22 protein-coding genes are annotated in these 24,482 nt (G+C 37.3%); 21 read left to right on the top strand and 1 reads right to left on the bottom strand.

The genetic code is table 11. From position 1 onward, the window contains the following. The first annotated feature begins 6 nt into the window (after positions 1-6). The 18 genes from JOD29_RS13200 (at position 7) to tcuA (ending at position 20,262) form a co-directional block, all read left to right on the top strand. Positions 7-990, top strand: a complete 984-nt coding sequence (locus JOD29_RS13200) for a VOC family protein (RefSeq protein WP_124765072.1) — start codon at positions 7-9, stop codon at positions 988-990. 302 nt (positions 991-1,292) lie between these two features. Next, positions 1,293-1,775: a flavin reductase family protein gene (locus JOD29_RS13195; RefSeq protein WP_124765070.1), complete on the top strand. Its 483-nt coding sequence runs from the start codon at positions 1,293-1,295 to the stop codon at positions 1,773-1,775. A 146-nt stretch (positions 1,776-1,921) separates the two neighbouring features. Beyond that, the gene (locus JOD29_RS13190; protein WP_124765068.1) at positions 1,922-2,713 is read left to right on the top strand and encodes a 2-keto-4-pentenoate hydratase; all 792 of its coding nucleotides are present in this window, start codon (positions 1,922-1,924) and stop codon (positions 2,711-2,713) included. Next, positions 2,710-3,588, top strand: coding sequence for an acetaldehyde dehydrogenase (acetylating) (locus JOD29_RS13185; protein ID WP_124765066.1), 879 nt, complete (start codon positions 2,710-2,712; stop codon positions 3,586-3,588). The genes JOD29_RS13190 and JOD29_RS13185 overlap by 4 nt, the downstream gene beginning before the upstream one ends. 11 nt (positions 3,589-3,599) lie before the next feature. Next, positions 3,600-4,622 carry a 4-hydroxy-2-oxovalerate aldolase gene (gene dmpG / locus JOD29_RS13180; protein ID WP_124765064.1) on the top strand — a complete coding sequence of 341 codons (1,023 nt, stop codon included), beginning with the start codon at positions 3,600-3,602 and terminating at the stop codon, positions 4,620-4,622. Between the two features lie 645 nt (positions 4,623-5,267). Beyond that, positions 5,268-6,224 (top strand): VOC family protein, encoded by a 957-nt coding sequence (locus tag JOD29_RS13175; protein ID WP_124765062.1) that lies wholly within the window; start codon positions 5,268-5,270, stop codon positions 6,222-6,224. Positions 6,225-6,306: 82 nt separating this feature from the next. Continuing rightward, on the top strand, positions 6,307-7,125 hold the full coding sequence (locus JOD29_RS13170) for an FAD synthetase family protein (RefSeq protein ID WP_124765060.1): 819 nt from the start codon (positions 6,307-6,309) through the stop codon (positions 7,123-7,125). Between the two features lie 4 nt (positions 7,126-7,129). Then, the gene (locus JOD29_RS13165; protein ID WP_124765058.1) at positions 7,130-8,020 is read left to right on the top strand and encodes an isocitrate lyase/PEP mutase family protein; all 891 of its coding nucleotides are present in this window, start codon (positions 7,130-7,132) and stop codon (positions 8,018-8,020) included. A 1-nt stretch (position 8,021) separates the two neighbouring features. Next, on the top strand, positions 8,022-9,443 hold the full coding sequence (locus tag JOD29_RS13160) for an FAD-binding protein (RefSeq protein ID WP_124765056.1): 1,422 nt from the start codon (positions 8,022-8,024) through the stop codon (positions 9,441-9,443). 19 nt (positions 9,444-9,462) lie between these two features. Next, positions 9,463-10,191, top strand: coding sequence for an SDR family NAD(P)-dependent oxidoreductase (locus JOD29_RS13155; RefSeq protein ID WP_124765054.1), 729 nt, complete (start codon positions 9,463-9,465; stop codon positions 10,189-10,191). A 56-nt stretch (positions 10,192-10,247) separates the two neighbouring features. Then, positions 10,248-10,691, top strand: coding sequence for a GlcG/HbpS family heme-binding protein (locus JOD29_RS13150; protein ID WP_124765052.1), 444 nt, complete (start codon positions 10,248-10,250; stop codon positions 10,689-10,691). A 10-nt stretch (positions 10,692-10,701) separates the two neighbouring features. Then, entirely contained in the window at positions 10,702-12,081 is a 1,380-nt protein-coding gene (locus tag JOD29_RS13145) for an FAD-dependent oxidoreductase (RefSeq protein ID WP_124765050.1), read from the top strand. A gap of 29 nt (positions 12,082-12,110) precedes the next feature. Then, on the top strand, positions 12,111-12,959 hold the full coding sequence (locus tag JOD29_RS13140) for an aspartate/glutamate racemase family protein (protein ID WP_124765048.1): 849 nt from the start codon (positions 12,111-12,113) through the stop codon (positions 12,957-12,959). A gap of 294 nt (positions 12,960-13,253) precedes the next feature. Next, a complete protein-coding gene (locus JOD29_RS13135) occupies positions 13,254-15,089 on the top strand; it encodes a XylR N-terminal domain-containing protein (protein ID WP_124765046.1) in 1,836 nt (611 codons plus the stop codon). A gap of 390 nt (positions 15,090-15,479) precedes the next feature. After that, positions 15,480-16,673, top strand: a complete 1,194-nt coding sequence (locus JOD29_RS13130) for an acyl-CoA dehydrogenase family protein (protein WP_124765044.1) — start codon at positions 15,480-15,482, stop codon at positions 16,671-16,673. Positions 16,674-16,884: 211 nt separating this feature from the next. Then, positions 16,885-17,847 carry a VOC family protein gene (locus JOD29_RS13125; protein WP_124765042.1) on the top strand — a complete coding sequence of 321 codons (963 nt, stop codon included), beginning with the start codon at positions 16,885-16,887 and terminating at the stop codon, positions 17,845-17,847. Between the two features lie 25 nt (positions 17,848-17,872). After that, positions 17,873-18,724: an alpha/beta fold hydrolase gene (locus JOD29_RS13120; RefSeq protein ID WP_124765040.1), complete on the top strand. Its 852-nt coding sequence runs from the start codon at positions 17,873-17,875 to the stop codon at positions 18,722-18,724. A 38-nt stretch (positions 18,725-18,762) separates the two neighbouring features. Further along, entirely contained in the window at positions 18,763-20,262 is a 1,500-nt protein-coding gene (gene tcuA / locus JOD29_RS13115; RefSeq protein WP_205101682.1) for an FAD-dependent tricarballylate dehydrogenase TcuA, read from the top strand. Positions 20,263-20,397: 135 nt separating this feature from the next. Here tcuA and JOD29_RS13110 read toward each other — a convergent pair whose 3' ends face one another. After that, positions 20,398-21,366 carry an asparaginase gene (locus JOD29_RS13110; protein WP_124765038.1) on the bottom strand — a complete coding sequence of 323 codons (969 nt, stop codon included), beginning with the start codon at positions 21,364-21,366 and terminating at the stop codon, positions 20,398-20,400. Between the two features lie 215 nt (positions 21,367-21,581). On the opposite strand from JOD29_RS13110, the gene prsW reads away from it, so the two are divergent. From prsW to JOD29_RS13095, 3 genes are all read left to right on the top strand, one after another. Continuing rightward, on the top strand, positions 21,582-22,256 hold the full coding sequence (gene prsW, locus JOD29_RS13105) for a glutamic-type intramembrane protease PrsW (RefSeq protein ID WP_124765036.1): 675 nt from the start codon (positions 21,582-21,584) through the stop codon (positions 22,254-22,256). A 118-nt stretch (positions 22,257-22,374) separates the two neighbouring features. Continuing rightward, positions 22,375-23,160 carry a spore cortex-lytic enzyme gene (gene sleB / locus JOD29_RS13100; RefSeq protein ID WP_420844557.1) on the top strand — a complete coding sequence of 262 codons (786 nt, stop codon included), beginning with the start codon at positions 22,375-22,377 and terminating at the stop codon, positions 23,158-23,160. A 19-nt stretch (positions 23,161-23,179) separates the two neighbouring features. After that, complete coding sequence (locus JOD29_RS13095) at positions 23,180-24,472, top strand: PepSY1/2 domain-containing protein (RefSeq protein ID WP_124765032.1); 1,293 nt, start codon at positions 23,180-23,182, stop codon at positions 24,470-24,472. Positions 24,473-24,482 lie beyond the last annotated feature (10 nt).

The following is a 24,482-nucleotide window of genomic DNA, read 5'->3' as shown; positions in this document are numbered from 1 at the left end:
ATAAATATGAGTACAAGAACACCAGAAATTGCAAAGCTTGGACATTTTGGTTTAGTTACAACAGACTTAGAAAAATCACTTTGGTTCTTTAAAGAAGTATTGGGGTTAGAAGAAACAGAAGTGAAGGATGGCGTGCACTATTTACGTGCTTGGGGTGACTTCGAACATCATACAATGACAGTTCGCCAAGGGGAAGAATCTCATGTAGATCATATTGCATGGCGTACAAAAAAACCAGAAGATGTTGAGTTATTTGCAAAAGATCTAGAAGAGTCAGGAATTGAAGTCCGTTGGGTGGCAGATGGAACTGAAGCTGGGCAAGGGCGCGCATTCCGTTTCGAATTACCAAGTGGCCATACTTTAGAAATTTATTATGATATGGAAAAAACACTTGCTTCACCTGAAACACGTTCGGTATTAAAAAATCAATCCCATAAATCTTGGAATCGTGGAGTATCGCCAAGACGAATCGACCATGTAAATATCTTAACTTCCTTATTAGCTAATGAATTATCAGATTTCTTACAAGAAAAATTAGGATTTAACTTACGTGAATGTGTTCAATTACCAGATGGTAATTTAGTTGGTGCTTGGTTAAGTGTGACACCATTAGTTCACGATATCGCCGTTAGTCATGACCCACATGCTGCATCACCAGCAGAAATTCACCATGTCTCTTACTGGTTAGATAATGCACAAGATTTATTACGTGCAGCTGATATTTTAAAAGAAAATGGCATTTTCTTCAAAGGTCCAGGAAAGCATGGTATTTCTCAAGCGATGTACATTTATGCAATTGACCCAGGTAGTGGGCTACGTGTTGAAATCTTCACAAATGGCTACTTAATTTTCGAACCAGATTGGGAGCCAATTGTTTGGGGTGTAGATGAAATGGATCTTGGCTTCACTTACTGGGGCGACCAAATGGATACATTACCAGAAAACAACCCGACAATCAAAGCTCAAGAAAGAAAACTGATTAAGGGTTAGATAAAAACATAGATTGTGTGAAAATTTGGAGTTTGATCAGTTCTAGCTTTCGGCGGCTACACCCTCAAAGTCACTTCGACAATACCAGCGAAGGCAAAAAGCGCCTTGACCACCGGTATTGTCTCCGAAGTACATGGATGTACGAGTGCTGATAATGCGACAGGACGTTGAGATTTTGTCGGCCAGTGCTTGAGGCGAGCGCGTGCTGAGTCATGTCGGCAACGCTACTCGATGTAGCGTTTTTGCCGACGCGGGTGTGAACGAGCCGCCTCCGCTTTTCAAATAAAAGGAGGTTTTTCAAAATGGAAGATCGTTTATTTAGAGATGCAATGGGGAAATTTGCGACAGGTGTAACAGTGGTGACAACAAAATTAGAAGATGGCTCACATGGAATGACCGCTAATGCATTTATGTCTGTTTCATTAGATCCAAAATTAGTTGTCGTATCAGTTGGCCATAAAGCTCGTTTCTTATCAAAAGTTCAAGAAAGCAAAAAATTTGCGGTAAATATTTTATCTGCAGAGCAAAAAGAAATGTCTATGGTTTTTGCTGGGCAACTAAAAGATGAGGTAGAAATTAACTTTGAAGAATTAGCTGGTTTACCTATACTTCCAGGTGCTCTTGCGCAAGTAAGTTGTGAGGTGGTTTCAGAATATGTAGAGGGTGACCACACACTATTTATCGGAAAAGTTCTGGATATTAAATTAAACGATGGCGAGCCATTAATCTTCTTTGCTGGAAAATATCGTGAGCTTGTAGAACTAGAACAAGTTAAGACAATCTAATTTCTTTCAGTAAGCGGATTCTCCCATCTATATGGGTACTCGAGATAAATGGGGAATCTGCTTTTTGTTGCGGAGTAGAATTTTACAAAGTACTAATCAGAACGCGGTTAACTGAGGTATATATAATTTAGTAAGGGGAGATGGCAATGAATATTCAAGCAGCTGCAAATGCTCTATTAGAAGCGGAAAGATCAAAGAATCCGATTGCCCCTTTCACATCCTTATCAGAAGAAATTACTGTTCAGGATGCATACGGGATACAACTGCAATATATCCAGAGTAAGTTGGATGCTGGAGCAACACTAAAGGGCATGAAAATTGGTTTAACGAGTAAAGCCATGCAAGATATGTTAAAGGTGTATACACCCGATTATGGTCATATTTTGGATACGATGGTATATGAACCAAACAGCAAAGTTGAAATGGATCAATTTATCCAACCAAAAGTAGAGTTTGAAATTGCTTTTGTCTTAAACAAAGATTTAAAAGGACCTAACGTAACAGTTGAAGATGTTCTTGATGCGACAGATTATGTTGTTCCGGCAATTGAAATCATAGATAGCCGTATCGAAGACTGGAAAATTAAGTTTGAGGATACTGTTGCGGATAACGGTTCTAGTGCAGGGGCTGTTCTAGGTGAACAAAAGACGTCAGTAGAGGGTCTTGATCTTGCAGCTGTTGAAATGAATGCTTACAAAAATGGAGAACTATTTGACTCAGCTACTGGTGCTGCCGTTTTAGGGGATCCTGCAAAAGCGGTAGCTTGGTTAGCCAATGAACTAGCAAGCTATGATATTCAGTTGGGTGCAGGTGATTTTGTATTAGCTGGGGCTTTATCAAAAGCAGTACCCTTTAACGAAGGTGATGAATTCGAGGCAGATTTCGGTGTACTTGGAAAAGTGGGCATTTCATTTGTAAAGGCAGGTGTCGTGAAATGAGAAAATTAAAAGTGGGCATAATCGGTTCAGGAAATATCGGTACGGATTTAATGTATAAAATTGAACGCAGTGAAAACTTAGAAATGAGCGTAATGGTAGGGATTGACCCAGATTCTGACGGATTAAAACGAGCAGCAGATCGTGGTTATGTTGCTATTTCAAATGGTATTGAAGGTCTTATGGAACAACTTGATTTAGTTGATATTGTTTTCGATGCAACTTCTGCCTATGCACATAAGAACCATAGTGATTTATTAACGGCAGCAGGTAAAAAGGTGATTGATTTAACACCTGCAGCAATCGGTCCATTTACAGTTCCACCTGTGAATCTTACTGAGCATTTCGATGAAGCTAACTTAAATATGGTTACATGTGGTGGTCAAGCTACGATCCCAATGGTTAAAGCAGTATCTAGAGTTATTCCAGTTGAATATGCCGAAATCGTTGCAACAGTGGCAAGTAAAAGTGCTGGCCCTGGTACGCGTGCAAATATTGATGAATTTACACGTACGACTTCTAAAGCAATAGAGCAAGTTGGTGGGGCGAAAAAAGGAAAAGCGATAATCATCCTAAATCCTGCAGAACCACCAATTATTATGCGTGATACAGTTAATGCATTAGTGGAAGAAGAGGGAAAAGAAGAAGAAATAATTGCTTCGGTTCAGGAAATGGTGAAAGAGGTACAAAAATATGTACCGGGGTATCGTTTAAGAGGTACACCACAGTTTGATGGCCGTAAAGTTTCCATATTCCTGGAAGTAGAGGGAGCAGGAGATTATTTCCCTCCTTACTCTGGAAACCTAGATATTATGACTGCAGCAGCTGCAAGAGTAGCTGATGAGCTAGCGAAACAATTAACTGCAACTAACGCATAGGAGGTAGTTTTATGACTGAACGATCATTTGAAATATTAGATGTATCACTTCGCGATGGTAGTCATGCGATGAAACATTCATTTACAGAAGAGCAAGTTCGTGCAACAGCTAAAGGATTAGATGCTGCAGGAGTAAACTATTTTGAAGTTTCACATGGAGACGGTTTAGGTGGTTCTTCATTACAATACGGTTTTTCTAAAGTGGATGAATTAAAATTAATTGAAGCGGCTGCTGATGAATGTGAAAATGCAAAAGTTTCTGTTCTATTAATTCCTGGAATTGGCATTAAAGAAGATCTCCAAGAGGCTGTGAAAGTTGGAGCTAAGATGGTACGTGTTGCAACTCATGTAACAGAAGCGGATGTTGCAGCGCAGCATATTGCATTAGGCCGGGAACTAGGTTTAAAAACAGTTGGATTCCTAATGATGGCTCATATGGCACCAGTAGAAAAAGTAGTAGAACAAGCTAAATTATTTGAAAGCTACGGTGCTGAAATTGTTTATGTGACAGATTCAGCGGGCTATATGTTACCAAATGATGTGACAGAACGCATTTCTGCTTTAAAACAATCAATTGGTTGTGAGATTGGTTTCCATGCTCACAATAATTTATCGATGGCAATGGCAAACACAATCGCTGCTGTCGAAGCAGGTGCAACGTATATTGATGGTAGCTTAAGAGCGTTAGGCGCAGGTGCGGGTAATACGCAAACAGAAGTGATGGCAGCTGTGTTAGAACGACTTGGCTATAATACAGGAATCGATCTTTATAAATTAATGGATGTTGCGAACGATGTAGTTGCAAAATTCATGCAACGTCCACAAGAAATTACGGGTTCGGGTTTAATCATGGGATACTCTGGTGTATATTCAAGCTTCTTGTTACATACGCAAGCAGCAGCCCAAAAATTTGGAGTAGATGAGCGTGATATTTTAGTAGAGCTTGGACGCATGAAAGCAGTTGGTGGACAAGAAGATCTAATCTATGATGTTGCCCAACAATTTGCCTTAAAAAAACAAAAGGTAGAAGTTTAATAAGTAATTCCAGAGGTTGACTAGTTATTAGTCAGCCTTTTTTCTTTCTTTTGAGGAAATAATCTTCATAGAGAAGATGAAGTACGTTTAAGGTGATTATGTAGCAAAAATTGAACTTCAATAAGCGATATGAGTTTTTTTCAGGAGCTCGGGAAAGAAATGAGCTTTATAGGAAAGATAAAGTATAAAACCTTTGACTATTAGACTTCAATTTATATCTGATCCTCATAATAAAGATACTTCCAAAATTTGTAACCCCTTTTTTGTTCCTTTCCTTCATCTTTTCAAATCGGTGAAATCTAAAATTCCAATAAAAACTTACAGAAAAGGACCAGTAAGATAGTTAATTTCTTCTCTAGAACAGTAAAAAGTATTTAGGTAAAATTTCAATATATTCAAACATTTTTCGGTCGACCTATAAAACCGACTGAAAAACGTTATGGCCCTCGGCGGATGTCACAGATTTCGCAAATAACTCGTGAAGACACGAGTACGAAATCTGGACGCAATTACGCCAAGCAGTAATTGATTACTAATTGTGTATTTTCTAAGAAGAGGAGTTTGGGAGTTTAGTAGTTAAAAGTACTTTGAATTTTTTTTAGAATTGGTTGAAAACGCATACAAAAAAGAAAAAGGGGGAGTACGATGAGTAAACCTGAACTGGCGAAACTTGGTTATGTAGCACTTGTTACACCCGATATTGAAAAGTCACTATGGTTTTTTAAAGAAGTGATCGGCCTTGAAGAAACGGAAGAAGTCGATGGCGTTCACTATTTACGTGCTTGGGGAGATTTTGGACACCATTCTCTATCGATTGAAAAAGGTGAAAGCGGATATGTTAAGCATGTCGGCTGGAGAACGAAAAATCCAAAAGACGTATTAGCTTTTAAAACTGCTCTTGAACATGAAGGTGTTAAGGTTCAACATGTTGAAGCTGGTACAACTCGAGGTATTGGTGAAGCGATTCGTTTCCAATTACCAAGTGGGCATTCATTCGAACTTTATTATGACGTTGATAAGCCAGAAGTGGCAGAACATCGTCGTTCAGTGTTAAAAAACCAAACATATAAATCATGGGCAAAAGGAGTGTCACCAAGACGCTTTGACCATGTGAATATCCATGCTTCAGAAAATATTAAAGAAACGTATAACTTCTTACTTGAACAACTTGGATTTAAAATGCGTGAATACTTAGTTGACGATGATGGAAATACAATTGCAGGGTGGATGAGTGTTACGCCACTTGTTCACGATGTTGCGTTTATTGCAAAACCATCCTTACCAACGAAAGCTCGACTTCATCATTTATCGTATTGGTCTGATGATACACAAGATATCTTACGCGCTGCTGATATTTTAAAAGAAAACGGTATCCAATTTATCGGACCAGGAAAACATGGAGTTTCACAAGCTATTTATTTATATGTAATGGATCCAGGCAGTGGTGCCCGTGTGGAGCTATTTACAGGTGGTTATTTAATCTTTGAACCAGATTGGGAGCCCATCGAGTGGACGATGGAAGAGCGTTCGTTAAGTAACACATATTGGGGAGACTCTGTACAAGATAAAGAATTAAATAACATTACAATTGAGGCGAAATAATAGTCTCTTAATTAAATAATAAAATCCCAATTATATATGATGAGAGTAATTAACAAATTGTGAAAGAGAGGTGTCAAATTTGATGAAGACAATAGAAATTAAAAGTGAAAATATAATCTCCTGGCAAACAAGAATTTCTAATCATGTCATTGCATTAGGATTTTTTGATGGGCTTCATAAAGGTCATCAACAAGTCATTTCAATTGCAAAACAAGTGGCGATGGAAAAGAATCTCCCTTTATCAGTGATGAGCTTTTTCCCTCATCCTAAAAGTGTTTTATCGAACGGCAACGTATCTGTTGATTATTTAATGCCGCTAGATCAGAAGAAAAAACAACTATCCCAACTTGGAGTTGATTATTTCTTTATTGTCGAGTTCAGTTTAGATTTTGCCGCACTATCTCCGGAACAATTTATCTCTGATTATGTGATTGGGTTAGGGGCACAGCATGTCGTATGTGGCTATGATTACACATATGGTAAGAAGGGTGCCGGAAATGCATCAACTTTGCTGGAACATGCACAAGGGAATCTTGAATTAACAATTGTCCCTAAAGTAGATATATGTGGTGAGAAAATCAGCTCTACAAGAATTAGAGAATTGCTCTCTGTAGGGAATGTTTCCTTTATTTCGAAATTAATGGGTCACCCTTACACAGTCCAATGGTCGCCATATGTTGGATTATTGCCTTACTATACTTTACCTGCCCCAGGGTTATATGAAGTATCGGTTGTAGGTAAGTCGTTTAAAGAAACTGGAATTATTCGCGTAATGAATCGAAATGATCTTCACTTTGAACATATGATCATTCCGCTAAATGAACAGTTAACGATTACTTGGCATAAAGAAGTAAGCAAAAGCAAAGTGAAGCATTTAGTTAAGCAAAAAGTTAAAGGGTGAGGATATGTCGAAAAATAAACGATTTAAAGCACTTTTAGGTCAGCCTAATGCTTTTATTTTACCAGGAGCATATGACGGGATGACAGCAAGACTTGTAGAGGAATTTGGTTTCCCAGCGGTATATGCAACTGGAGCAGGTATTTCAAATGCTCAGTTAGGATGGGCTGATGTAGGACTTACAACCTTAACAGAAGTAGCAGAAATCGTTAGCCGTATGGACGATGTAACGACTGTTCCGATTATTGTTGATGGAGATACAGGCTTTGGAAACGCCATTAACGTCATTAGAACAGTAAAAGTTCTTGAGCGTGCAGGTGCTTCTGCAATTCAATTCGAAGATCAAGTCTCTCCTAAAAAATGTGGTCACTTTAATGGGAAACAAATTATTTCTAAAGTTGAAATGGTTAACAAAATTAAAGCAGCGGTAGACACACGTAAAGATGAGAATCTATCAATCATTGCTAGAACGGATGCGCTAGCAATTAGTGGAATTGAAGATGCGATCGAGCGAGCAAATGCTTACAAAGAGGCCGGAGCAGATGTGATATTTATTGAAGCACCGACAACAATTGAGCAACTTAAAGCAATCACTACTGGTGTTCCAAATGTTCCACATATCATCAACATGGTTGAGGGTGGAAAAACACCACTTGTTTCGTTAAAAGAAGCTAATGACATGGGCTTCCAAATTATGCTTTGTGCAAACAGTGTATTGCGCTCAGCAATTAAAGGAATACGTCAATCACTTTCAATCTTAAAACGTGATGAATCACAGGAAAATATTCATGAGTTCATTTGTACTTGGGAAGAAAGACAAGAACTATTCAAATTAAAACAAGTATCTGAATGGGAGCAAAAATATTTACAAGATCAAGAACCACAGGAGGTTAAGTAATATGACGAGAGAAGTAGATTACGATATTGCAATTGTTGGCTGTGGCGCCGCTGGAACTGCTGCTGCATTAGCTGCTGCTGAAAAAGCAAAAGAACAAAATGAAAATTTAAAAATTGCTATTTTAGAAAGAGCAGACTTTGACAATCGAGGTGGAAACACTCGTTGGACAGCAGGTTATATGCGTATGAAAAGTATTGACGAACCGGCGGACAATTTCGTGGAAGATATGATGGCCTTTTCTGACAACTATGGGGACCGTGCATATATCGAAACACTCCATGCAAATGCTGGTTCAACATTACGCTGGGTACAATCAAAAGGTGTTGATTTTGATTTTCTACCAACAATGTTTTTAACTTCATCTAAACCACGTCTTCTTCCTGTTGGTGGAGGCCGTGCGATCATAGATAATTTATCTCTACGTGCAAGAGCATTAGGTGTAGAAATTATTTATGAAGCAACAGTATGGGATCTTACATTAAATGATAGTGGTGCAGTGAACGGATTAAAAATTCGCATAAAAGGTGGCGAAACAATCACTTTGAATGTGAATGCGGTGATCTTAGCTTCTGGTGGGTTCCAAGGTAGTCATGAAATGATGGCACAATATATTGGTCGCGATGCTCATAAAATCCCAACGGTTTGTGAAGGCGGATTATATAACAAAGGTGAGTCCATACGTATGGCCTTACGAATTGGTGCAAAAGGGGCAGGACAATGGGATGCCTTCCATGCGGAAACTGTCGATCCACGCAGTAAACGTGAAGAAGCAGGTGTAATGCTTTATCCATATGCCATTTTAGTTGATCAAAACGGGAAACGCTTCGTCGATGAAGGCATTACAACAATTGATGAACAATATGAAGCAGTTGCACGAAAAATTTTCTATGAATGTCCAAATCATATTGCCTATATGATTACTGATCAAAAAATGTTTGATATTCCGAACTATGAGGAAGCACTTCAAACAGAACAACCAGCTATTGAAGGAAAAACAATCGAAGAATTAGCAAGTAAATTACAAATTCCCGCTGAAAACCTAGTTAAAACAGTTGAAGAATTTAATAAAGCGGTTCAACCGGGCGAATTCTTATGGAATAAAAAAGATGGTAAACAAGCAATTGGAATTGAACCACAAAAATCCAATTGGGCAATCACAATCGACAAGGGGCCGTATGTAGCATATCCAATAGTATGTTGTAATGTATTTACAAATGGAGGAATCGCTACAGATCCTCAAGGCCGTGTGATTTCAAATGATAATGATCAAATTCCAGGATTATATGCAGCTGGCGAAATGACTGGCTTATATTACGGCAAATATCCAGGTGCGACATCTGTTTTAAGATCACTTGTGTTCGGTAAACGTGCTGGTGAGGACGCAGTAGAATATGTAGCTGCGTTAGAAAAAACATTTTCGTAATTAAAAAGGAGGGCATTTAGTGGAGTTAAAAGGAAAAGTAGCACTAGTAACTGGTGGAGGCCGCGGGATTGGTCGTGAAACTTCACTATTATTAGCCTCACATGGTGCAGATGTAGCTGTATGTGCTAGAAGTAAACATGAATGTGACGAAGTAGTACAAGCAATTCAAGAAGTTCACGGGACAAAAGCAATTGCTGTCATATGTGATGTTGGAGATCCAGAGGCAGTTCAAAAAGCAGTAAAAGAAGTGAAAGAGAAGTTCGGTAAAATCGATATTCTAGTTAATAATGCTGGTGTTATGAGTCTAAAACCATTCGTTGAGACATCCGTTGAAGAGTGGCATTGGGTACACGACATTAACTTACACGCTCCATTTTATTTAAGTAAAGAAGTAATTCCTGAAATGATCGAGAAAAAAGATGGAATCATCATCAATATCTCATCAATTTGGGGGACAAAAGGTGGTCCAAATCGCAGTGCTTATATTTCTTCAAAACATGCCGTCATTGGATTCTCCAAGGCCCTCGGTGAAGAGCTGAAACCATATGGAATTCGTGTGAATGCTGTTTGCCCTGGACCAGTTGATACAAAAATGACAAATGATATGGCACCAAATATAAATAAAACAGGTTGGTTACAGCCGATTGATATCGCAAATGTCATTGTTGATTTGTGTTTACCAAAATCAGTTGCCGTTACAGCAACGTCCATAGAGGCATTCGGAGCAGGACAACCTGTTTCAACATAATAGAAGGTAGTAAATACAAATCTTAAAAATTAACTATAGAATAGGAGATTAATAAAATGACTGAATTTGTTAAAGCTATTGAAACAAAAAGCATTAGTTTAGAATTAGCGAACAAGGTATTAGATGCAGCGCTAGTTAAAGGAAAAGAAATGGGGATTCCATTTAGTATTGCAATTGTTGACCGTACTGGAAATTTAAAAGCATTCGCAGCAATGGACGGCGCACCTGTATTGAGCTTAGATATCGCTCAAAATAAAGCATTCTCAGCAGCAGCTTATAATCGTGCAACACACGAGTGGTATGATCGGTTAAAAGATGATCCACCACTACTACACGGGATTGTTCATACACCTAGACTTGTCATCTTCGGTGGAGGTTATCCGATCAAATTAGATGGTGAATTAATCGGTGGGATCGGTGTAAGTGGAGGTCATTACACACACGACATGCAAGTTTGTGAAGCAGGATTAGAAGTATTACAAGAAATTACACAAGGGTAGTGAAATGCCCATGGAAAAAACTTATAACCTAATAATAGTAGGTGCTGGGATGGCTGGACTTTGTGCTGCTGCTGAAGCGGCAGCACAAGGTGCAAAAGTTTTAGTACTTGAAAAAGAGGAAGAAATAGGTGGAAGCTCGTTATTAAGTGGACGCTTTATGGCATTTGCTGAAACGGATCTTCAGAAAAAAGAAGGAATTCAAGATTCTACACAATTATTAGTAGATGATTTACTAACAGTTGGTCAGGGCAAAAACGAAGTAAGTTTAATCGAGGCTTACGGAGAAAATCAATACGAAACGTATCAATGGTTAGTGCAAAAAGGGGTACAATTCCATGCGGTTCAAGCGGTAAGTGGACATAGCGTTCCCCGTGGCCATACAATCACTCCATCTCAAGCTATTTCAACTTTATATCAGTATGCTGTGGATACAGGTAATGTAACTGTCGAATTAGAAGCTTCAGTTAAACGTCTTCGTAAAAATTCAGAAGGTCGTATTTCAGCAGTTATCTTTGAAAAGAATGGCCTTGAATACATTGCCAAATCAGATCAAGGTATCATCTTAACTTCTGGAGGATTTTCTAGAAGTGAAGAATTGCTCGAACACTTTGCTCCACAATTAAAGGGAGCACTTCGAATTGGTGGCAAAGGAAATGTTGGGGATGGCATTAAATTAGCGTGGGAACACGGTGCATGGGTACGGGATCTTCCATATTTACAAGGAACATATGGTTTCCATCCTACAGCTGATGGACCTCGAAAAAACCAAGCACACGTATTTTATAAAGGTGCAATCGTCATCAATAAACAGGCCAAACGATTTGTAAATGAATCGATTTCTTATAAATTAATTGGAACTGAAGCATTAAAACAACCAGAAGGTATTACGTATCAAGTTTGGGACCAAGAAATTATGAAAGAAAATGTTCCAGGGGATGCATTATATGACTTTGAAAAGCTGAATGAATTAGGATTAATCGATAAAGCAAATTCTCTAGAGGAATTAGCTGAATTGATTTCTGTACCAAAAGCTCAGTTAGTTCAAACAGTCGATGAGTACAATCAAGATATTCTAGCAGGTGGCGACAAGGAGTTTGGAAGAACTACTTTAACCCATACGTTCGGAAAGCCAAAAACAATATGTCGGGCCCCTTTCTATGCAATGCGTACTACAGTTGCAATGTTAGCTACTTATGCTGGCCTAGCGGTGAATGAGGGGGCACAAGTGTTAAATCCATTTCACGAACCGATTCCTGGCCTGTTCGCAGCAGGAGAAATTGTGGGAGGTTTCCACGGTGCAGGATATATGACAGGAAGCTCTCTGGGCAAAGCAGCAATTTTCGGTCGAATTGCTGCGCAAACAGCATTAAAAACAGAAATAACGTTGTAATGCCTTGAAATGAAAGGAGTTGAAGTCGTTTGAAAATTTGGCATCAAAGTCTAACGTCAATTGAAAATGTACCGGCATATCGCGATGCAGTCATTAATCATATACAAAAAATTGCTCGATCTGATGTTGAAGTCGTTTTACACGGAATGTCCAATGAGACGTATCCAACTGAATATCCAGGTCATTTTATTACGTATTCTTACCTGCAAAATTTACATCGAGAACAATTTATTCGAAATGCATTAATTGCTGAAAGTGCTGGCTATGACTGCATGTTTATCGGAACAATACCTGATGTTGGATTGATTGAGGCAAGATCACTTGTTGACATTCCAGTGATTGGATATGGACAAGCATCTATGCACATTGCGTCTATGCTAGGTGATATTATTGGGATTGTGAATTTCTTAGAGCCTTTAGCAGATCAATTACGATATAATGCTGGTCGATATGGGTTAAGCCAAAAGCTTGGACCAATTGTTCAAACGAAAGTAGGATTTTACGATATTCTGGAAGGCTTTAATAATCCGCAACCTGTCATTGATTCATTTGTGGAAAGTGCAGAAAAAGCAATCGCGCAAGGAGCCGATGTAATCATTCCTGGTGAAGGGCCGATGAATGTCTTTTTAGCGACACATGGCATCAACCGAATTGGGGAAGTACCGATTGTTGATTCATTTGCAGCGGGCATCAAAATGTGTGAATCATTAACTGATTTAAAGAAAAATTCAGGTGTAACGATGACTCGTAAAGGTTATTTTAATGCGAAACCACCTGAAGATGCTGTTAAAAAATTACGAGCGTTTTATCACCAACAAAGTGACATCCATGCAGGTTTAGATTATGGTTTGTCCGTAAAAGCTCAAGTCCAAAAGTAAATTTAATGTAAAAACTTAGGATCTGTTCCAAGCAATATGTGGGACAGATTCTTTCTATTTTAGTTTTAAGCCCTCATAGGTGAAAAAGAGTCGTCCACCAAAAACACCGTTTCGCTCATTCATAGAGTCTTTTTCTTCAAAACTTATTTTTGGCCCCTTTTAGTAAATTGTTATCCTTTACTTAAGGGAAACGAATAAGTATCGAAAACTCTCATTTTTTCTTATTTTTATATCTTATTTTGTCAAAGAATCCATTATAATATAGTTATGCATTAATAGAATAGGGGGAGGCGTATGTTACAATCGGAAACATTCGAACACTATGAAGATAAAACAATTTCCACAACATCCGCAACGTTTGGCCTGTTAAGAAAAGAATTAATTAGCAATTTGGGAATGAAGAGAGCAAAAGCCTTTTTATTAAGATATGGTTGGAATTTAGGGGTGGCACACGCTAAAGAAGTGTTGAAAAATCCCACAAAGCTTGAAGATATGCTAAATAAGGGTGGAGAATTACATTTACAAACCGGTCAAATTTCAAAGATGATTTCGGAAAGAACACTTGAAACCGGTGAAAATGGTGAGGTGATCTACATTTATGCAACAGGCAAATGGCTTGATTCTTTTGAAGTGAAAGAGCATATAAAAAACCACGGAATTTCTGACCATCCAGTTTGTCATACCCTTGCCGGTCTTGGTAGCGGTTATACTTCTATGATTCTTAAAAGAAAAGTATTTTTAAAGGAAATAAAATGCCGTGCAATGGGTCATGAAGATTGTGTGTATGAAATGCGGCTAGAGGAAGAATGGCATGATCATCCCGAAATGCTAGAAGAAATAAAACTTTACAATGAAAGTAGTTTTATTGAAGAATTAAATTATACTTACGAGCAGTTATTAGAACAAAAAAATTATATTGAAAAAGTATCAACATTTCATGATACGTTAACTACAAAATTGTCGGAAGGTCATTCTATTGAGGAACTAGTTCTCACAGTTTCCGAAACGTTAGACCTTCCTGTCACAGTTGAAGATTTAAACTTTCAAGCCCGAATTTATGAAGGATTTACCGATGGGGAATATGAGAAGCTAAATGAAGACTTTTTAAATTCTTTATCAAGAACGAGAAGTGGGAAAATCCAATCTGTAACCTATAATAAAACGTTTATTATCCGAGGCCAATATCACAATCGCCTTGTAACACCTATTATAGTTCAAAAGCAAATCATTGGTTATTTCACATTTATTTATAAAGATAAAACTGTTGAATTAGAGAACGACATGAAGTTTATTCAGCGTGCTGCTAGCTCTGCCGCATTATATTTTTTGAATGAAAAAACAAGTATTGAAGCAGTTGAAAATATGAAAGGTTATTTTTTCGAGCAACTGTTATTAAAACAATATGCTTCTGAATCTGGGGTAATTTATCGTGGATATTATATGGGGATTGATTTAAAAGAGCCGTACTATATTGCAACATTAAATTGTTCATCAAATCAACGAGATTCCTCAAGTATGGAGTTTTATGACCAAATTATTCAATCAATTACTAGATATCTAGAAATGCAAAGTTTTAATATTTTAATTACAGAGTTTAATAATCAAATTGTGATGCTCTTGCCAAAGGTGCAAGATCTATCATTTATACTCGGGAATATTTTAAGTCACTTAAATAATCAGTTCCGAGTAGTGAATTTTCGAATTGGACTTAGTAATGTAAGCGATACCATTGAACATATTACTGAGAGTCTAGAAGAGTCTCAAATTGCGCTTCGAATAAATAATCATGATCAGGTCGTTTATTTTGAAAATGCAAGTATAGTCGGTACGCTTATAAACTCAAAAAACATGATGACTATTAGAAGAAAAGCAGAAAAGGAATTGCAACCGATCTTACAGCTGAAGGAAGCGAAACGAGATGAACTCCTTAAAACCTTGTATGTTTTCTTACTAAATGGTGGAAACCTTCAACAATCAATTAGTGATCTTTCTTTATCGATGAGTGGGCTTATGTATCGAGTTTCAAAAATCGAAAAATTATTAAATAAAGAATTACGAAATCCGATTGTTGCATATGAATTCTTGTTAATGTTAGATGCGCTTAAAATTTTAGGGGATATCGATGTTTAGAAAAAAATAGTGAAAAAAATTATTTGAAATTGGGTGTTTTGTCAGTTAGTTCTTAGCTGAGGAAACACTCTTTTTTATTATTTTTTTGATGAATAAAACGTTTTCAATTGATTTCGAAAAACCAATAAAGTTTATTGAAATTTGCTTTTAAAGTTAAATGTTTTTTATCCTTACAATTTTCTGAAAAAATAGATAAATTTGTATCAAGAAGTAAACTAATGGCACTGTAATTAATTGTTGATCGTTTAAAAACGGACATCGTCTTGAAACAACTTTAGATTACGAATTGGACGCGGTCATGTGGTGATGTAGGTTTCGAAAATGGGGGGAATTCATTACCTTGAGCAGTTCAACATTGACACAGGCCAAAATGAAAAAGGGGTGTAGTAGATGAGTCAAGCGGTAAAACAAGAGAATCCAATTTTATTCGCAAGATCTTTAGTGAGTAAATTAAGAGAACGTGCACAAGAGACGGAAGATATTCGACGTATTCCTGAAGCGACTATTAAGGAGCTAAAAGAAGGCGGTTTATTTACAATGTTGAGACCTAAGCGTTATGGAGGTCAAGAATTAAACTTAAGGACTTATAGCGAAGCGGTAGTGGAAATTTCACGTGGTTGTGCTTCTACTGGTTGGATTGTTGCTCTTTGTGCAATTCGCGAACTAATGGTAGCAGAATCCTTTTCTGAAAAGGCGCATGAAGAAATTTTTGGTCAAAACCCAGATGACGTTTTATTTGCTGGAGTCTATGAACCTAGAAAATGTATTGCGAAAAAAGTAGATGGTGGCTTCCTAATCGAGGAAGGTTTCTGGATGTTCTGTTCTGGCTCATTACATGCAACATGGGGTTACTTTGGGATGCCAGTGTATAACGAAGAAGGCGTTATGATTGACCAAAAGTTAATGACCCTTCCATTTAAAGAACTAGAAATTAACGACGATTGGCATACTTTAGGCTTAAGAGGAACAGGTAGTAATAGCGTGACAATGAAAAATGTTTTCATTCCAGATCATCGTGTAACGTCATTTAATGAAGCATTAAATGGAAACTTTGAATCAACACATTTACGCGATATCCCACTATACCATTCAGCACTATTCCCAGGTTTAATTTTATCACTTGGCTTACCTGGTTTAGGTGTCATAAAAAATGCACTTGAGATTTTCAAAGATGCACTTCCATACCGTCGAGCAGTTCATATGGGCGTTGAATTTGTAAAAGATGCTTCAAGCACACATGCAATACTTGCAGAAGCGACATTAAAAGTTGAAACAGCTGAACATTATTTCTATAACTTAGCTGATGAAATTGACCGATGGGCAAGCGAGAAAAAATATATGGATCGACCAGCTCGTGTTAAAGCTTTAGCAGATATAGGATATGCAAATAAATTATTAAAAGAGGCACTAGATTTATTACTTGCTGGTAGTGGTTCAGGTTTCGTTTATGATGGCCATCCAATGCAACGCATTATTCGAGATTTCTTAACACTACATTCTCACCGTTCATTATCTCCAATTATTACACTAGAAAACTATGGACGTGTGTTATCAGGCTTAGAGTCAAATGCATTGCGTTACTGATTGATGTACCTTCATAAATAGTATTTTAGTAGATAAAGTCAAATAGTATTTTCGATTGTAGCGGAAGACGGCGACTCCTGCGGGAATAGCGTGAGACTTGAGATCTCACAGGAGCTTGCGACGAGGAAGCTCGGGGCCTCGCCCAGGATGCGCGTCCGTCTGAAGCGGAAATCGAATGTAATTCAATTCATTTGATGATGGGGGAGCTTATATGACAAAACCTGAAATTTCAAAGTTGGGGTATGTTTCACTAGTTTCAACTGATTTAGAAAAGTCACTAGTCTTTTTTAAGGAAGTGATTGGGCTAGAAGAAACAGAGGTTATGGATGGAGTTCACTATTTACGAGCTTGGGGGGATTTTCAACATCATACGTTATCCATTCGTCAAGGTGACCGTGCTTATGTAAGTCACATTGGCTGGCGTACAAAACAAAAAGAAGATGTTCTTGCATTTAAAGAGTTACTTGAAAATGAAGGAATTAATGTTCAAAGAATTGAACCATGGACAACACCAGGCATTGGGGAAGCTATTCGCTTTACAGTACCAAGTGGTCACACGTTTGAACTGTATTATGATGTAAAAAAACCTGCAGCAGATGAAAAAAGAGCATCGGTTCTTAAAAATCAAACATATAAAGCATGGGCGAAAGGGATCTCTCCAAGAAGAATTGACCACGTAAATCTTCATACAGCAGAAGATTGGAAAGAAACTTATTCATTCTTCCAAGACGTTTTAGGATTTAAATTACGTGAATATCTAAAAGAAGACGATAGTAATCAAATTTTAGCAGGTTGGATGAGCGTGACGGCACTTGTTCACGATGTGGCACTTGTATCTCGTCAAAAGGATGAACTTCCAACACCCGCACGTTTACACCATCTATCTTATTGGGTAGATGATTCCCAAGATGTCTTACGAGCTGCAGATATTTGTAGAGAACATGGTTTGAATTTCTGTGGACCTGGAAAACACAGTATTTCTCAAGCTCTTTACTTATATGTTGCAGATCCAGGCAGTGGTTGTACAGTTGAAGTGTTTAGTGGTGGGTATTTAATTTTTGAACCAGATTGGGAACCCGTTGCGTGGAATGCATCAGAAAGAGCATTTGGTAATACGTACTGGGGAGACAGTATTACGAAAAAGGAAATTATCAAACATACAATAGAGGCTTAATTGTCTCAAAAGGGAGGAATTTCACATGGTGAACGTAACTAGTCAAATAACAAGTGAACTGATTAAAACAGAGGATTTTGAAACATTTTTAAATCGCTCTGGTGAAGGAAATGAAGAAACAATTTTATTTTTACATGGATCAGGGCCAGGTGTAACTTCAATTGCAAACTGGCACGCTGCATTAACAGATGCAGGTGAAACGTTTCATTGTTTAGCACCAGATTTATATGGTTTTGCGAACAGTAGCCATCCTGATGAGCCTTTAAAAAATCGACAACAATGGATGGATCAGTGGGTTAAACAAATTATTCAATTGCTAGACCATTTAGGAGTAGAAAAAGCACACCTTGTTGGAAATTCGCTAGGATGTTCAGTAGCTCTTGAGTTATTAATCGAATATCCAGAACGAGTTAATAAGGTCGTGTTAATGGGCCCTGGTGGAACACCAAACACAAAAATTAGTTATGAATTAGCACGAGCAAAAAATTTCTATGACAATCCTTCTAAGAAAAAACTTCAACAAATTATGAGTTGGTTTGTCTATGATGCAGAAAAAATGTGGCCAACCATTGAAGCCGTAACAGATAGTCGTTATGAAAATGCAATGAGACCAGAAGTTCGCCGCTCAAACGACTCAATCTTTTCAACAGTTGCTGTGCCTGTTCCTACCGTAGCATTAAATCGTATTGAAAATGAAGTACTTCTTGTACACGGTTTAAATGATAAAGTTTGCTCAATTGAATCTAGTTATTACCTATTAGAGCACTTAAAGAATGCACATCTTCATGTATTTGGTCAATGTGGACACTGGACTCAATTAGAAGAAAAAGATCGTTTTAATCATTTAATTCAAGAATTCTTCTCAAATAAATTATAAGAATAAATCACTCGGGTGTTTCGAGGAGCTGAATATATGTGAACAACGAAAGATTTGATTACCAAACAGATGTTGTTGTAATTGGTGCAGGGAATGCAGCGATGTGTGCTGCAATTTCTGCAAGTGAGAACGGTGCGAAAGTCATCGTTTTAGAAAAGTCCCCTGAGCAGGAAAAAGGCGGAAATACAACGTATACTCATGGTTCCATACGATTTGCATATAACGATCAAAACGATATTAAGGAAATCATTCCTGATATGGAGGAAGAAGATTTCCGTATCACTGATTTTGGAAGCTATACGGAGGAACAGTTTTATGACGACCTTTGTATTATGACAGATTATAAAACAGATCCTACGCTGGCTTCCATTTTAACGGGTGAAAGCTTTGAAACGATGAAGTGGTTAGTAAAACACAATATTCGTTTCATACCGATTTATGGAAGACAAGCATTTAAAATCGATGGCATCTTTAAATTTTGGGGTGGTATGGTATTAGAGTCTGTTGGAGGCGGTGCTGGTTTAGTTGATGCCCTGCATCTAGAGGCTGCAAGACTTGGTGCAACAATACTATATGAAACAATGGCTGTAGAATTACTCCATAATGATGATGGAATCTATGGAGTCGTAATAAAAGAAAAAGGAAAAACGAAGCGTATTCTCACAAATTCAGTAGTGTTAGCTTCTGGTGGATTTCATGCAAATGTGGAAATGCGTACAAAGTATTTAGGTCAGAAATGGGATATCGTCCATACTCGTGGTAGTCGATATAATACGGGGGAAGGAATCCAAATGGCGCTAAATATCGGGGCATTATCAGCAGGGAATTGGTCCACTGCGCATTCTGTAACAGGTGACCGATACTTACCAGATTTCGAAGAAGGATTTCAAAGATTAAGTTATCCGTTTGGCATTATGGTCAATGCTGATGGAAAACGTTTTGTTGATGAAGGAGCGGATTTCCGAAATTATACGTATGCAAAATATGGTCGAATCATTTTACAACAGCCAAACAATTGTGCATGGCAAATCTTTGATGCGAAAGTAGCTCCATTATTGCGTGAAGAGTACAAAGGGAAAAAAGTAACGAAAGTAAAAGCCGACACACTAGAAGAATTAGCAGATAAAATTGGCGAAATTCATAAAGAGAACTTCCTTCAAGAAATCAAATCTTACAATGAATCAATCGATCAATCGACACCATTTAATCCAAATATCAAAGATGGTCGTCAAACTAGAGGTCTTAATGTACCGAAAACGAATTGGGCAAATACCATTGATACAGCACCATTTGAAGCATATGCGGTTACTTGCGGAATTACCTTCACATTTGGAGGATTAAAAATAAATGAACGCGCAGAAGTACAAAGCATTCAATATAAGAAAATTAATGGATTATATGCGGCGGGAGAAGTAGTTGGTGGTCTGTTCTATTCAAATTATCCAGGCGGTGCAGGTTTAATGGCCGGCTCTGTTTTTGGGAAAATTGCTGGGGAAAATGCTGCAAAACATGTAGTTCAAACTACTATTGTAAAGTAACAGATTAAAGAAAAGTCGCCTCTTTTTAGGGAGGCGACTTTTTAAATGTAGAGATCACTGTACCAAAAATTTTCAAATGACTACCTCGGAGCTCCCAAAAGGTAATACTGAAATTTCTCCTTTTCAATCATTTGATCAGTTAAAATATTCCTTCATATCTACAGGGGCAGAAACTTGGTTTAGGCCAATAAGCAACTTTAAGCGTGCTTTTTGTCCATTTATTCCAGTTGCAAAGATGACGCCTAATTCTTCTAAGCTTTTTCCGCCACCTTCATAACCGTAGACACCTTCTGCAATCCCGTTAAAACAGCGAGAAACTGCTACAACTGGTATTTTTGCATTAAGTAACTCCTTAATTCCTTTTACCACATCAGGCGGAACATTCCCCTGACCCAATCCTTCTAATACAACTCCATCATAGTGGCATTCTAAAAGCATTTCTATTAAATCAGCTTCCATTCCCGCATAAACTTTTAATAATGCAACTCTTTTTTGAATAGAATGTACTTCGACAAAACGTCTACGAATCGGTGCATGATGAAAATGCACAACTTTTTTTGTGACTAATCCAATTGGTCCGTATTGAGGACTTTGAAATGTATTAACACTTGACGTTGACGTTTTTGTAATATTAAAAGAATGATGAATTTCATCATTCATCACGACGATGACTCCTTTGTCCCGAGCATTCTTATCGCAAGCAACGCGAACGGCTTCTACTAGATTATAAACTCCGTCTGCTCCCAATTCGTTTGATGAACGCATTGCACCTGTTAAGACAATGGGAAATGAAAATTGTGTCGTTAACTCTAAAAAATAAGCTGTTTCTTCTAATGTATCTGTTCCATGTGTAATGACAATCCCATCGACTTGACCATTATTCGCTTGTTTCATGATGAGATCACGTAATTCAAGCATTTCTTTTGGTGTTATATGCGGGGATGGTAAATTAAAGGCTTCGATTTCAGTAATATTAGCAAATTCAGCAAGCTTTTGGCTGATGCCAATTAGAGGATTTTGCTCATTTGGTAACACGGCACCAGTTTCATTCATTTTCATTGAAATGGTTCCACCAGTATGTATAAGTAAAATGTTTTTTTTCATTGTAAAATTTCCCCCGTTTAATAAATTCATTCTTATTTAATGATATAATGAAAAGTGAAGCATTTGTATAACAAAGTTCTTTTTGTAAGTGTTTATTTGAAAGTTTACATATGATACAATGGCTCTTATTTTGCGTATTTTTTGTAGGGAACGAAAGAAAACTTTTGATTGTGCGAATACTCAAGTGAATATTTTATGTGAAAGGAGCGCAACGAATGTTTATATTGGTTACGGCAGCGATTGCGCCCGGTTTAGCATTATTAAGTTATTTTTATTTACGAAATCAAATGGCAACGGAGCCGCGTAGAACATTAATTCAATCCTTTATTTTGGGAGCACTAATTACATTCCCAATCATGTTTATTCAATATGTCCTTAAAGAGGAGGGCACTATAACAAATCAATTTGTTTCAAATGTGTTGCTTTCGAGTGGGATGGAAGAGTTTTTTAAATGGTTAATTATTTTTTCCTTCATCTATCGTCATGTTGAATTTGATGATCCGTACGATGGTTTATTATATGGCGCTGGTACATCATTAGGATTTGCAACCGTTGAAAATTTATTATATTTACTTTCATTCGGTATTGATTCAGCTTTCTTGCGAGCACTTTTACCAGTATCTAGTCATGCATTATTTGGAGTTGTAATGGGATACTATTTCGGTAAAAGTAAATTTGCCAAAAATGATAAAGCAGTGGAATATTTAATTTTATCATTATTTGTACCTATGATCTTACATCTTGTTTATAACTCCATTTTAACCTTTAAAGGTTTTTGGATCTCTTTAATTGCTCCATTTATGTTCTATTTATGGTGGCTTGCATTACGAAAAGTAAAACTCGCCCATCAACATTTAGTTGATCATTTAATTGAACAAAATAAAATTTAACGGTTTTTATTTTCGCTTAATACGTGAAAATAAAAACCGTTTTTTCATTAAAACGTATAAAAGCCACAATTTTTTACATGCTATGAAAAAGGAGTGATATAGAGTGATAAGAACATTAATTATTGCTGTCATTTTGACGTTTGGCACAATTTCAATAGTCAAACCATCTGAAACTTATGCATTCTCAGGCCAAGTAATTGAGCGCGGAGCCTTTGGAGACGATGTCATAGAATTACAAGCAAGACTCCAGTACTTAGGATTTTATAATGGAAGAATTGATGGGAAGTTTGGCTATGGAACTTATTGGGCACTTCGAAATTTCCAACAACAATATGGATTAACAGTTGATGGGGTTGCTGGGAAATCAACAAAAGATAAACTAGCGAATAATAGTGATTTCGATAAAGAATGGGTGCACACTCAAATCAATGCGGGTAATGAATTTACTTATTACGGTGGAAAACCATTAGACCAACAAGTGAAAACGAATAATGGAACTGCGAAGAAGGGAGCATCTAATAGTGCTAGTGTTCAACTTCCAGTAAAGTATTCAGAACGTGATTTGCAGCTTATGGCAAATGCTGTTTATGGTGAATCTCGTGGTGAACCTTATGAAGGACAAGTGGCAGTGGCTGCGGTCATTTTAAATCGTTTGGAATCACCAGATTTTCCCAACTCAATTTCAGAAATTATTTTCCAACCGGGAGCATTTACAGCAGTAGCCGATGGACAAATATGGTTAACTCCAAATGAACGAGCGAAAGAAGCAGTTCTAGATGCAATGAATGGCTGGGATCCGACAGAAAATGCGCTGTATTATTTTAATCCTAAAACAGCAACAAGTAAGTGGATTTGGTCTAGACCACAAATCAAACAGATTGGTGAACATATTTTCTGCTATTAAAAAATAAAGGAGGGACGGTATGAAAAACTTAGTATATTTGATGGCTATTGCCATTTTGGCGCTTGGATTATATTCGTATGATACAAAAGCAGAGAATGCTAGCTTACAAAAAACGCTTCATGCACAATATACGAATTCATTAGCAGGGGCATCTGAAAAGTTATCCAACCTACAAGATTCAGTTTCTCAATCATTATTATTTCAAGATGAAGCAGCACTTAACAATGAGTTAGATAATATTTGGCGAGTCAGTAATGAATTGCGCTCGGATATTAGCAGTTTACCGCTAACAAGAGAAGTATCTAACGATTGGATACGTTATATTGGTAATATCGGTGAAGAGGCGAAATTAACTGCGGAAACTGGAGATTATAAAAGTTGGCAAAAGAAGATGTCTGTCGTTAATTCAAATCTAAATGCATTATCAGATGAATGGACAGTTGCTACTTCCATATACTTTGACCAAGATGGTGACTTTTCTAAGTGGGAACGTGTAGCAGGACTAGAACCGGACGAATCACCGTTTAAAAATATCTCAGCCAACTTAAAGAACTATTCTGAAACCGACTTCCCATTGACAGCCAGTGAGTCGGATTATAAAAAGAAAATTGAACTTAAACATATTGAAGATGAAGAAATCACAAAAGATCAAGCTATTGATGTACTAGAAATGTTACTCCCTGGAATTAAAGATGCAACCTATACAGTAACACAAAGTAAGAAAGATGCTGCTTATCCTTTCTATCACATTCAATTTGTGAAGGGTAGCAGAGTTGGATATGCAGATATTACTGTGAAAGGTGGACATATTTTATCATTCTTATCTGAACGTCCTGTTCAAGAAAAGAAAGGTGTCACACAAGAAGAAATTAGGAAATTAGCTAAACAATTTTTAGAACGTGCGGGATATAAAGATTTAGAAATTGTTGAAGAACGTGAAAACCATGAAGCTTGGCATATTTCGTTGGCACGCGTAGTAGATGTAGGTGAGGAGAAAGCTTATGTTTACCCAGACGGAATTCAATTAAAAGTTTCAAAAGATAGCGGAGAACTTCTTGGACTAAATGCAATGGAATATATTCAAAAAGAACAAATTAAAGAACAACCTGTTAAGCCAATTGATTGGAAAACATTCTTTAGACCAGGTGCGGTTGTAGAAGAAGAAAGAATGGCTTATACAGAAAACGATCAATTCATGTTAAGACTTTGTTATGAAGTGATAGTTCGTATGGACAACAAATCAAATGATACGTTCCGAATTGTAGTTGATACAGATACGCATGAAGTGGTAAAAGTGGAAAATTTAATGTAAATTTAGTGGA

Origin of the sequence: Lysinibacillus composti (assembly GCF_016908465.1) — a bacterium.
GTDB classification, from domain to species: Bacteria; Bacillota; Bacilli; order Bacillales_A; family Planococcaceae; genus Ureibacillus; species Ureibacillus composti_A.
The sequence above is the reverse complement of the archived record's forward strand: the minus strand, read 5'-3'. Positions and strand labels throughout refer to the sequence as shown.

Coding starts and splice junctions, on each gene's coding strand:
- JOD29_RS13200 (WP_124765072.1), top strand. CDS start 7: ATGAGTACAAGAACACCAGAAATTGCAAAGCTTGGACATTTTGGTTTA.
- JOD29_RS13195 (WP_124765070.1), top strand. CDS start 1,293: ATGGAAGATCGTTTATTTAGAGATGCAATGGGGAAATTTGCGACAGGT.
- JOD29_RS13190 (WP_124765068.1), top strand. CDS start 1,922: ATGAATATTCAAGCAGCTGCAAATGCTCTATTAGAAGCGGAAAGATCA.
- JOD29_RS13185 (WP_124765066.1), top strand. CDS start 2,710: ATGAGAAAATTAAAAGTGGGCATAATCGGTTCAGGAAATATCGGTACG.
- dmpG (WP_124765064.1), top strand. CDS start 3,600: ATGACTGAACGATCATTTGAAATATTAGATGTATCACTTCGCGATGGT.
- JOD29_RS13175 (WP_124765062.1), top strand. CDS start 5,268: ATGAGTAAACCTGAACTGGCGAAACTTGGTTATGTAGCACTTGTTACA.
- JOD29_RS13170 (WP_124765060.1), top strand. CDS start 6,307: ATGAAGACAATAGAAATTAAAAGTGAAAATATAATCTCCTGGCAAACA.
- JOD29_RS13165 (WP_124765058.1), top strand. CDS start 7,130: ATGTCGAAAAATAAACGATTTAAAGCACTTTTAGGTCAGCCTAATGCT.
- JOD29_RS13160 (WP_124765056.1), top strand. CDS start 8,022: ATGACGAGAGAAGTAGATTACGATATTGCAATTGTTGGCTGTGGCGCC.
- JOD29_RS13150 (WP_124765052.1), top strand. CDS start 10,248: ATGACTGAATTTGTTAAAGCTATTGAAACAAAAAGCATTAGTTTAGAA.
- JOD29_RS13145 (WP_124765050.1), top strand. CDS start 10,702: ATGGAAAAAACTTATAACCTAATAATAGTAGGTGCTGGGATGGCTGGA.
- JOD29_RS13135 (WP_124765046.1), top strand. CDS start 13,254: ATGTTACAATCGGAAACATTCGAACACTATGAAGATAAAACAATTTCC.
- JOD29_RS13130 (WP_124765044.1), top strand. CDS start 15,480: ATGAGTCAAGCGGTAAAACAAGAGAATCCAATTTTATTCGCAAGATCT.
- JOD29_RS13125 (WP_124765042.1), top strand. CDS start 16,885: ATGACAAAACCTGAAATTTCAAAGTTGGGGTATGTTTCACTAGTTTCA.
- JOD29_RS13120 (WP_124765040.1), top strand. CDS start 17,873: ATGGTGAACGTAACTAGTCAAATAACAAGTGAACTGATTAAAACAGAG.
- JOD29_RS13110 (WP_124765038.1), bottom strand. CDS start 21,366: ATGAAAAAAAACATTTTACTTATACATACTGGTGGAACCATTTCAATG.
- prsW (WP_124765036.1), top strand. CDS start 21,582: ATGTTTATATTGGTTACGGCAGCGATTGCGCCCGGTTTAGCATTATTA.
- JOD29_RS13095 (WP_124765032.1), top strand. CDS start 23,180: ATGAAAAACTTAGTATATTTGATGGCTATTGCCATTTTGGCGCTTGGA.